Here is a 5,974-nt window from a genome sequence, read left to right as displayed (position 1 = left end):
GGCGATCACCACGCCCAACCGGCGGTCGTCGATGGGGATGAAATCGTAGTAATCCCCGCCGACGAAATCGGCCGGCTGGCAGACGCCCGCCGCCCGCAAGCCCTCGTAATCCGGCGTGCCCGACGGCAGCAGGCGCTCCTGTAGCTCGTGGGCCAACTGGAGCTCCCTGACCAAACGCTCCTTCTCCGCCCGCTCGGCCTGGGATTTTTCCAGGTAGTCGGCCGCCCTGTTGAAGCTCTTGTAAACCGGCACCAGGCCGGGCGGATCGGAGCTGTGCATCCGGTAGGACAATTCGCCCCGTCCCAGACGCTCGAAACCCCGTCCCAGCTCCTCCAGCCCCTGTTGATAGGCTCCCGTCGACAGATACGTAACCAGGAAGACCAGCAGGGCGAGTCCGAGGACCAGCCCCGCGGCCGGCAGGATGTGCGAAGTCGAAGCACCGTTGAGATATTCGGCGTCGACGGCCAGTACGAGCCGCTTGTCATCGTCGGCGACGCTCAGCCAGAGCGAACCGTCGCGCTCGACGACCTCGCCGGGCTCCAGGTCGGGCGGAGTACGCCGCCGCCCCGCCGTATCGAGCAGTCGCTCCCCCTGGAACAGGTAGACGCCCTCCAGGGTCGGCGATTCCTCCAACCCCTCCCGCACCGACGGCAGCCCATCTTGCGTGGTCGCGGCCAGGATGGCCTCCCCGGCCAACACCAGCCCCGCTCGGGCCTGCTCACCGAGGGCGTCGCCCGCGGTGACGAGCAAGACCACGGCCAGCCCTCCGGACAACAGCAAGACGATACCGGCGGTGACGGCCGACAGGCGCCAACGTAGTTTAATGCGTGCCACTAACGGCTCCCCCCAATTAGGTTGATGCAATAGTTGGCCGGGTTCCAGTTTACAAGCTGGCTCCCGGAAGGGCAAGACGCTCGTGAACGTTTTTCCGCATGTCTCGAGCCCCCCCCGCAGCGCACTCCAGCAGTCTGATTCGCGGGCCGCGTTGGACCTCGATGTGCCGTCCGCCGCCTTATGTCTTGACGACCCACCTCGAAGCTGCTAAACTAGCGCTCCGTTCCCAAGCAAAGTAGACGCTTGCAGCGTGGCGGGGTAGCTCAGTCGGTAGAGCAGCGGATTGAAAATCCGCGTGTCCGCGGTTCAATTCCGCGCCCCGCCACCAGTCCAGCACTCCCGCCGGACGAGCCGACGGCCACCCGGACAGCCGAGTGAACAAGCCCTCCCCGCCGGGAGTCTTTTTTTATTCACGATCCCCTCTGCCGAACGCCTTCCTGGTTCCCACCGAACAGCAGCCGATCCGCCCCGGGTTATCGTCGGCGAAGAAGCGCTCCAGAAGGCCCGATACCCTCCGCTGACCGGCATCGCCGCCCAAGAAAGAAACGTTCCGAGTCCGCCGTTTCGACAGGCATTACGTCGCGATTATTCCGCTATCTTGCGGCGTCGAGGGTTTGATTTATTGCCCCTCTCCGGGCTATAATACCAGCGTTGACACTACATCCCCCCGTGGCAAATCCGTCTTCGCGGCTCGCCGACGGCTTTCCGGCCGGATCTTAAAGGCCGGATTGCAGTTGCATCCCTCGGCGTCGGCCGAAGCGTTACGCTCTCCCGCCCCCCGCGAAGCGGAACCGACACGATCCACAACCTCTCTCCTCGCCGGACAGCCCCTTCCTGGTAACCCGAACGCCGTTGCTGCGGTCCCACCGTAAGGAGGCCTCTTTGGGCATCAAGCGTTATTGGAATGTCATCATCACCCTGGTCCTTTTCTGCGCCTCCCTGTTCCTGGTGTATATCCTCAGCCTGGACAAGACCGAGGGTCACCGGGGCGCCGGGGATCAGCTCTACGAGCAGGGAAAATATGAAGAAGCCCTGGAAGAATACCGTATCGCCTTGATTAAGGAATACGGCTCGGAGCTGGACCTGCCTGAAACGGCTGAGGGCGAAATCCCCGAGATCAGCCTCGACGAACTCCTGGATACACTCGAGGAGAATGATCTCTCCAACCCGCGCATCTTCAGCAAGATCAACGACTGCTGGTTCAAGATGGCCGAGGATGATTACGAGCGCGGCGACCGCGGCCTGCTCAGCGCCGAGACCCTGCTGACCAAGATCGACGGCGGCGAATACTACGAGGACGCCCAGGCGTTGCTGGCCGAGGTCCAGGCCGACCTCGAAAAGGAACTGACCGTCGATGTCGGCCGGGTCGTCATCGACGCCTACACCGTCAACCTGCCCGAGCCGCCGGAAGACTGGGACCCCGAGGAGGGCCCCTGGGACCAGTACCGCTGGGTAATGGAGGACGACGTCCGCGAGGAGACGATCACCAAACGGCAGTATCTGCTCTACCCCGACCAGTTCCAGGTCGAGGTCATCGACTACTACGCCTCCCAGAAAAACGCCCGGGCCTACCTGGACATCCCCAGCCACATCGCCGAGGACAGCCCCGTCGACCTGGCCGTCCTCGGCTCCGAGTATCTCGAGGAGATCGAGACCACGGACGAGGGCAAGATGCCCGCCGGCGAACGCCGGATGTTCATGTTCGTCAACGTCCAGTTGACCAACATCTCTCCGGACCCGGTGACGATCACCCTCGAGGACCCTTCGATGCTGCGACTCTACAAGACGATGACCACGGGCTACGACGAGCCGATCACCTCGGAGTTCGAACGCCGCAAGACCATTCCCCGGGAATTCCTGCCCGACGAGTTCACCATCCAACCCGGTGAGAGTACCTCGGGCTGGCTGATATACCACACCTATGACTCGCCACAGTACTACTTCAAGGCCATCGATATGGTCGAGGACGAGGAAACGGGCGCCACCTATTCCCGGGTCCTGGCCGGCAAGCGCATGCCCTACTCCTCGCTAGATGAGGACTGAGCAAGTCCGTACCGTCTCAAACGCCGCAAAACCGGCCCCGCGGGGCCGGTTTTGCGAACCCGCCCCGGAAGCCCCGCCGGCGGGGCCGGTTGACACACCTGACGTGGACCTTTACAATCCCGCCGATGAACACAACCTGATCCACCGGACCGCGGAGCAGCCATGACCCTGCAGGAGCTCATCCACCGCTTCAGCCGTTTCTGGAACGACCAGGGCTGCCTGGTCGGTCTGGGCTTCGACTTCCCCACCGGCGCCGGCACCGCCAACCCGCTGACCTTCTTCGGCGTCCTGGGACCCCATCCCTGGCGCACCGCCTACGTCGAACCCAGCCGCCGACCCGACGACGGCCGCTACGCCGAGAACCCCCACCGCTTCTACCAGCACCACCAGCTCCAGGTGATCCTCAAACCCTCGCCCGACGACATCCAGAACATCTACCTGGAATCCCTGCGCGCCGTGGGCATCGAGCCGCTGGACCACGACGTCAAGTTCGACGAGGACAACTGGGAATCGCCCTCCCTGGGGGCCTGGGGCACCGGCTGGCAGGTCCTGCTCGACGGGATGGAGATCACCCAATTCACCTACTTCCAGCAGATGGCCGGCGTCGAGCTCCAGCCCGTCAGCGTCGAGCTGACCTACGGCCTCGAACGCCTGCTGATGTACATCAACGGCGTCGATGACGGTTTCTCCCTGCCCTGGAGCGACGAGGTACCCCTGGGACGGATGAGGCGCCTGGCCGAGTACGAGCAGAGCGTCTACTGCTACGAGGTCGCCGATAGCGAGCTGGCCGCCCGGCAGTTCAACGAACTCGAACTCGAAACCGCCCGGCTGCTGGACCGCGACGAGCCGCTGGTCTATCCGGCCTTCGACAACATGAGCTACGCCACCCACCTGTTCAACATCCTCGACGCCCGGGGCGCCGTCGGCGTGGCCGAGCGGGCGCGCTACCTGGGACGGCTGCGCAAGCTGGCCGCTCGCTGCGCCAGGGCCTATCTGACCAAGTTGGAGGAAAACCCGGAACTGGGCCTGGTGGCGGGGAAGCTGCAACAACCGGCCTAGCCCCGCCGGAGACCTCGGCTGACTGGACAGAGCGCTTGGGATGATCTCGGCTTATCGCGCCCGGCTTTGGCACGTTTCTTGCAGCAGGGCGGGGTTGGTTATTCGCCGATTCGGGTTCGCACTCCGCAAGAAACGTGCCAAAGCCGGGCGCTGGACCAAGCTACGGTTTCAGTAGACGACAGTGTCAGCCGAGGTCTCCGGGCCCGGGACCCGGAGCTGGGCCTGGTGGCGGGAAGCTGCAACAACCGGGCAAGGTGAACTAGCTCCGCCACCATCCGCCGTTGGACAACCCGGCACCGGCGACGGACACGCCGGCTGGAGCCGCAGTTGTTTTGCTCATTAAAGCCTGGATGTCCCGCCGGTTGCCGAACCCCGCGACTGGAGCGCTTCCCGGCAAGCGGCCGCTTAATAGCTGCTGATAGTTATTCTCAGAAACGAACCGGGGGTTCCGCAGTTCCGCCCGCGGGTCCATTGTCAACTCGGACCTTAACCCTGGAATGCACCCCTCAGTATTCGGCGGCGCCGATCCTGCCCGCCGGTAAAAGTCAACCGCTCCCGAACCCTGGATTTCACCGATGACCGACAGCGACCTCCAGTCCGCCCGCGATCTGCTGTTCGAGATCGGCGTCGAGGACCTGCCCAGCCGCTTTCTGACCCCGGCCCTGGCCGACCTGGCCGCCACAGCCCGGCGGCAGCTCGAGCGGCTGGACCTCGAACACGGCGCCGTGACCACCCTGGGTAGCCCGCGGCGGCTGACCCTCCACGTGAGCGGCCTCGCCGAGCGACAGCCCGCGGCCCGGGAGGTCAAGACGGGTCCGCCGCTGCACGTGGCCTACGACGGCGAGGGCAATCCGACCAAAGCCGCCCTGTCCTTCGCCGCCAAGTTCGGCTGCACCGAGGCCGACCTGCAGACCGTCGACACCCCCAAGGGCCAACGGGTGCAGGTCGAGATCACCACGGGGGGCGCGGCGACGGCGGAGCTGCTGCCCGAGCTGCTGGCGTCGGTGGTTGAGGAGCTGCCCCTGCCCAAGGCGATGCGCTGGGGCGAGCGGCGGACGGAGTTCCTGCGGCCGATCCGCTGGTTGGTCGCCCTCTACGGCGCCGCGGTCGTCGAGTTGGAAATCGCTGGCGTGTCCAGCGACCGCAGCAGCCGCGGCCAGCGCTTCCTGGCCCCCGGCGGCTTCGAGCTGGCCGACGCCGACCTGGAGGCCTACACCGCCGCCTGCGCCGCACACGGCGTTCTCGTCGACGATACGACGGTGGACGACGAGGGTCGAACCGTCCACTGCGGCGCCCGCTACCGGGAGTTGGAGCGGAAGCTGAGCACCGAGCTGGAAAAACTCGGCGCCGCGGGCTTCGACGGGGACCTGCTCCTAGACGTCTGCAATATGGTCGAGCATCCGCACTGCCTGGCCGGGTCCTTCGAGGAGCGCTTCCTCGAGCTGCCCGAGGCCGTCGTCGTCTCCACCCTGCGCGAGTATCAGAAGTATTTTGACGTCCGCAACGCCGCCGGCGAGCTGCTGCCGCGCTTCATCGCCGTCCGCGACGGCGGGGACCGTAACGCCGTCGGCGTCGTCGCCGGTCACGAGCGCGTACTGCGGGCCCGGTTGACCGACGCCGGTTATTTCTGGGAGGAGGCCCGCCGGACCCCTCTCGAGGAGCTGACCCCGCAACTGGACGGCCTGCGCTTCATCCGCGGCCTGGGCAGCTACGCCGACAAGCGCGAGCGTCTGCTCCAACTGACGGCCATCGCCAATGTCGACGGGGTCTGCGCGGCGGACTCGACGATCTGCGATCACCTCGAACGGGCGGTCGACCTGGCCAAACAGGACCTGCTGACCCCGCTGGTAATCGAATTCACCAGTCTCCAGGGCGTCATCGGCGGTGAGCTGGCCCGGCTGCTGGGCGAGCCGGAACCCGTCGTCGCGGCGATCGCCGAGCAGTACCGTCCCCAGGGCTTTTCCGGCCGGGACGACGAGCTGCCGCAGAGCGCCGTCGGCTGCCTGCTGGCCCTGCTGGACAAGCTGGACACCCTGGC

The 5,974-nt window shown here is 65.7% G+C and carries 4 protein-coding genes and 1 tRNA gene; 4 read left to right on the top strand and 1 reads right to left on the bottom strand.

Annotated elements, in window-relative coordinates; translation table 11 throughout:
• Positions 1 to 834: hypothetical protein (locus GF399_00880; protein ID MBD3398867.1), on the bottom strand; the 834-nt coding region annotated here is incomplete at its 3' end.
• A gap of 252 nt (positions 835 to 1,086) precedes the next feature.
• Here GF399_00880 and GF399_00875 point away from each other — a divergent pair.
• The 4 genes from GF399_00875 to glyS all read left to right on the top strand — a co-directional run.
• Positions 1,087 to 1,162 (top strand) — tRNA-Phe (locus tag GF399_00875).
• A 554-nt stretch (positions 1,163 to 1,716) separates the two neighbouring features.
• Complete coding sequence (locus GF399_00870) at positions 1,717 to 2,877, top strand: hypothetical protein (GenBank protein MBD3398866.1); 1,161 nt, start codon at positions 1,717 to 1,719, stop codon at positions 2,875 to 2,877.
• Between the two features lie 162 nt (positions 2,878 to 3,039).
• Entirely contained in the window at positions 3,040 to 3,936 is an 897-nt protein-coding gene (locus GF399_00865) for a glycine--tRNA ligase subunit alpha (protein MBD3398865.1), read from the top strand.
• 575 nt (positions 3,937 to 4,511) lie between these two features.
• A partial coding sequence (glyS, locus tag GF399_00860) for a glycine--tRNA ligase subunit beta (GenBank protein MBD3398864.1) occupies positions 4,512 to 5,974 on the top strand: 1,463 nt, incomplete at its 3' end.

This window comes from Candidatus Coatesbacteria bacterium (assembly GCA_014728225.1).
GTDB lineage: Bacteria > RBG-13-66-14 > RBG-13-66-14 > RBG-13-66-14 > RBG-13-66-14 > WJLX01.
This window is presented reverse-complemented; position numbering and strand designations above follow the sequence as displayed.

What these genes read in the sequence shown, in the direction of transcription:
- GF399_00865 (MBD3398865.1), top strand. Translation starts at nt 3,040, where the DNA reads ATGACCCTGCAGGAGCTCATCCACCGCTTCAGCCGTTTCTGGAACGAC.